At 51.1% G+C, this 4095-nt stretch carries 3 protein-coding genes and 2 pseudogenes; all 5 read right to left on the reverse strand.

Translation table 11 applies throughout. The features are described 5' to 3' along the window. Nucleotides 1-39: 39 nt before the first annotated feature. A complete protein-coding gene (locus BOW51_RS08055; RefSeq protein WP_167367285.1) occupies nt 40-975 on the reverse strand; it encodes a sensor domain-containing diguanylate cyclase in 936 nt (311 codons plus the stop codon). Beyond that, nucleotides 975-1478, reverse strand: coding sequence for an FIST signal transduction protein (locus tag BOW51_RS11680; RefSeq protein ID WP_370738162.1), 504 nt, complete (start codon nt 1476-1478; stop codon nt 975-977). Before BOW51_RS11680 ends, BOW51_RS08055 begins: the two co-directional genes overlap by 1 nt. 48 nt (nt 1479-1526) lie before the next feature. Further along, nucleotides 1527-2106, reverse strand: a pseudogene (locus tag BOW51_RS11685) (FIST N-terminal domain-containing protein); the annotation flags it as partial. 294 nt (nt 2107-2400) lie between these two features. After that, entirely contained in the window at nt 2401-3579 is a 1179-nt protein-coding gene (prpF, locus tag BOW51_RS08065) for a 2-methylaconitate cis-trans isomerase PrpF (RefSeq protein WP_078477241.1), read from the reverse strand. A gap of 12 nt (nt 3580-3591) precedes the next feature. After that, nucleotides 3592-4095: pseudogene (locus BOW51_RS08070) on the reverse strand (Fe/S-dependent 2-methylisocitrate dehydratase AcnD); the annotation flags it as partial.

Below are 4095 nucleotides of genomic sequence, written 5' to 3' on the forward strand. Positions count from 1 at the left end.
GGCGCTGGCGCACGTCAGAAAAACAGTCTCGCCTAGTGGCTACCGGGGACTACGCGCCTTCGATTCTCTCTCCTTGGCGCGCAGCGAATGTTTGGCTGCCTGTCCTGCATGAGAAGCATTCTCCAGATCCTCAAGAATAATCACGAATTCATCACCACCAAATCGGAATACGGTATCCTCGATACGACAACTGCGTTTCAGACGATGGGCAACTTCCTTGAGGAGTTCATCTCCGACTGTATGTCCGAGGCTGTCATTTACATGCTTGAAACGGTCAAGATCCATGAGTATGACCGCAGCTTTTTTCCCGGTTCTCCTTGTTCTCGAGACCGCCTGGTGTAATCGATCATCCAGCAATACCCTGTTAGGCAGGCCGGTCAAAGTATCATGGGTGGCCAGGTGTTCAAGTTTGTTACGCGCCTTGGTCAACTCGGTCACATCTCTTGCAAGAAATAAAACCGCCTGTCGATCATTCACTTTCAGGCCTGTCGATATAACACGACCTTCGAAGATCCGTTTTCCTGCTTGCACAATTAGCTCATATTCCACCACCTGGAGTGTATTGGTATCCAAAGCACGGTGGATGACATCCATGAAAAATGAAGCCTGTTCAGATGACATGACATCTGCCAGCAATTTTCCCTTAAGTTCCAGGGATGGCTGTACCAGTTCATGCTCATCTCCGGCAATAATATCGACATAGCGACCATCCTCGTCCAGCAAAAACACCAAATCAGGCAAGGTATTGATCAGTGCACGAAGTCGCCCATCGGCACTCGCCTTCTGCGCCTGAAACATCTCCTGTAGTTCATCTGAAGAAGTTTGCAGGGAACGTTCAAGCAGATAGCGATCATCATCAGCCTGTTGATAAGTATCCGAGATGCGTTGCAACAACCCGCCCCACTGCTCAGCATCCGGAGAAGATGTATCAGTTAAACCAAGTTTGCGTAATTGCCGCGACAGTAATCTGTGCATCAGGCCTGTTCCCATATCAGGGTCAGAGTCATGGTCTGGTTGTGTAAATCGCAACGACCGCTGGCCAAGGGTGAAATCTCTCCGTAGGAGTAGTAACCAATGACTCCTGCCCCGGCAGGCAACACCTCTTTTACCGCCTCAAGCTCCTCTTCAACACGAGGACCAAGAACAAGGCGCCTACCAACACAACTGATGGCAAGGCATATCGCCGGGCCATTTTCATAACCAGTCATGTCCAGTTGTTCAGCTGCTTCAGCGGCACCATCAACAAGGCGATCAAAATTGGCCCGCATCAATTTGACGTGGCTACCTTCAGGAATATCGCCAGCAAAGATTATAGACTGCTTCTGCTCATCAACCGCCAGAATGGTACGAACCGTATCATGGTCGTCATCATTTTCATTGCGAATGGCAAGGGGTAACAGAAGGCCTGTTGCGGGTAAGCCTTCAGCTCTCTCACCAAGGTACTTCTTGTAAACTTCCAGGGCTGGCTGATTATCCATTGTATAGAGCACATTACCCACCGAGTGAGTCACCTCGCGGTCAGGTCCAAGCAAATCCCAGCCACCACGAGAACCGTGAGCAACTCTGACTGCATCACCATATAAACCCACCGGAATGACACTGCCCATCGTACAATAGCCACGTTCGCTCAAACTGGTCACAATCACCTGCCAATCCTCCAGTAATGATCGCATCATCAGGCAATATATGATTCAAGCCCTCCACATATGCAGAACCATTCACCTTCAGACCATCTGTCAGGGTAAAAACAGCTGCTAAATCAGGTGCCAGCAGTTGCTCGGCCACGCTCGTCCCTACATCGTAAGATTGTACGGCGTCAGTTATTTCACAATGAACTAATTTGAGGCGGGTATCAGCAAAGTGAATGACTGCAGCGATAATACTATCGTCCGATAACACCTCGCCATATATCTCACCAGATGAGGAGCAGCCGATGACAACAGAATTTGGGAAGCTGACATGAATCCCGGCAAGTTCAGAACATAACTCTTCGCCAGGACGGGGGGTGACGAAGACGACAACAAGTGTCTGGGGGGAATCCAGCGTGCTATCAAATGCGCGGTCCCATTTGCTTTCGACCGTGTATCTATGCAGGCTAAATTCCATGAGTCAACTCTCCGATTGCAATCAAACAAGATGAGAATTTATCCAAATTCGATCGATATTCTTTCTATTTAGAGTATCAACATTTTAGTCTGGATTAAAACTTATAGATATATATAGCATTTTCCACTGCGATTCTCAGCATTTTTACAACGATTTTTTCTATTCCATACACATTCGAGCAGACATAAAAAAAGCGGGGTGCTTCCCCCGCTTTCATACTGCCAATAACCGTTTGTCTGTGACAAAAGACTCTCATCGCTAGAAACGCTATAGAGTTATGTTATCTGAAGATCTTCAAAACGCATCGCCAGGAATATGAACCCACCCTTCCATGAGTACACGGGCACTTCGGCTCATCACCACTTTTTCGACTGTCCAGCCACCCTCTGTCTGGCTGGCTTGTGCGCCGACTTTCAGAGTACCGGAGGGGTGACCGAATGTGACACTGTTGCGCTCTCCACCACCGGCTGCCTGGTTAACAAGAGTACCGGGGATCGCCGCAGCAGTGCCAATCGCTACAGCAGCAGTACCCATCATGGCATGGTGCAGCTTTCCCATTGAGAGTGCGCGAACGTTCAAATCGATATCTGTGGCATTCACCTGCTTGCCGCTGGACGAGGTATAGTCCTGCGGGTTTGCGACGAAAGCAACTTTCGGCGTGTGCTGACGCCCTGCTGCCTCCTCAATATTTTTGATCAGCCCCATATGTACTGCACCGTACGCACGAATCGTCTCGAAGCATTCGAGTGCCGCCGGATCACCATTAATCGCTTCCTGCAGTTCAGCACCTGTATAACCAATCTCATCGGCATTCAGGAACACGGTCGGGATGCCGGCATTGATCATGGTCGCTTTAAAAGTTCCGATACCTGGTACCTCGAGGTCATCGACCAGGTTCCCGGTTGGAAACATCGCTTCTGATGCATCCACGGGACTGATGAATTCCACCTCTACTTCAGCTGCCGGAAAAGTCACACCGTCGAGTTCGAAATCGCCGGTCTCCTGCACCTCGCCGTTAGTGATCGGCACATGCGCAACAATCGTCTTCTCGATGTTCTTCTGCCAGATGCGTACCACTGCCGTACCATTGTCGGGAATACGTTCCGCATCAACAAGACCACTGGAGATGGCGAATGAACCAACCGCCGCAGTCAGGTTGCCGCAGTTGCCGCTCCAGTCGACAAATGGCTTGTCGATAGAGACCTGGCCAAACAGGTAGTCAACGTCATGGTCTGCCTTTTCGCTTTTGGTCAGAATGACTGTCTTGCTGGTACTTGATGTGGCACCGCCCATACCGTCGGTTTGCTTGCCATACGGATCAGGACTACCAATAACGCGCAGTAATAGCTTGTCGCGCGCCTCGCCCGGTATTTGCGCCGTTTTCGGCAGATCGTCTAGATTAAAGAACACACCCTTGCTGGTTCCGCCACGCATATAGGTGGCCGGGATCTTTATCTGCGCTACATGAGCCATGCTTACTACTCCCTAGTTTGCGCTGGAGGCGAGAAAGTCCTGTGCAAAACGCTGCAGCACGCCACCCGCATCATACACAGACACCTCTTCAGCGCTATCAAGACGGCAGGTTACAGGGATCTCGACTGTCTCACCGTTGCTACGATGCATCACTACGATCAACTCGGCACGCGGACCGGGGGCGCCGACCACGTCGAAGGTTTCGGTACCGTCGATGCTGTAGGTTTCACGCGTCTCACCAGCTTTGAACTCCAGTGGAAGAACGCCCATACCCACCAGGTTGGTACGATGGATGCGTTCAAAGCCCTCGGCAACAATCGCCTCGACACCGGCCAGGCGCACACCCTTGGCAGCCCAGTCACGCGAAGAACCCTGACCATAGTCAGCCCCGGCGACAATACACAAAGGCTGCTTGCGCTGCATGTAGGCTTCGATTGCTTCCCACATGCGGCTCTGTTCACCTTCCGGTTCAATCCGTGCGAGTGATCCCTGGATCACATCACCACTCTCGTCGCG

This window comes from Solemya elarraichensis gill symbiont (assembly GCF_002021095.1).
In the GTDB taxonomy this organism is placed as follows: Bacteria; Pseudomonadota; Gammaproteobacteria; order Chromatiales; family Chromatiaceae.

Coding starts and splice junctions, on each gene's coding strand:
- BOW51_RS11680 (WP_370738162.1), bottom strand. CDS start 1,478: ATGGATAATCAGCCAGCCCTGGAAGTTTACAAGAAGTACCTTGGTGAG.
- prpF (WP_078477241.1), bottom strand. CDS start 3,579: ATGGCTCATGTAGCGCAGATAAAGATCCCGGCCACCTATATGCGTGGC.
- BOW51_RS08055 (WP_167367285.1), bottom strand. CDS start 975: ATGCACAGATTACTGTCGCGGCAATTACGCAAACTTGGTTTAACTGAT.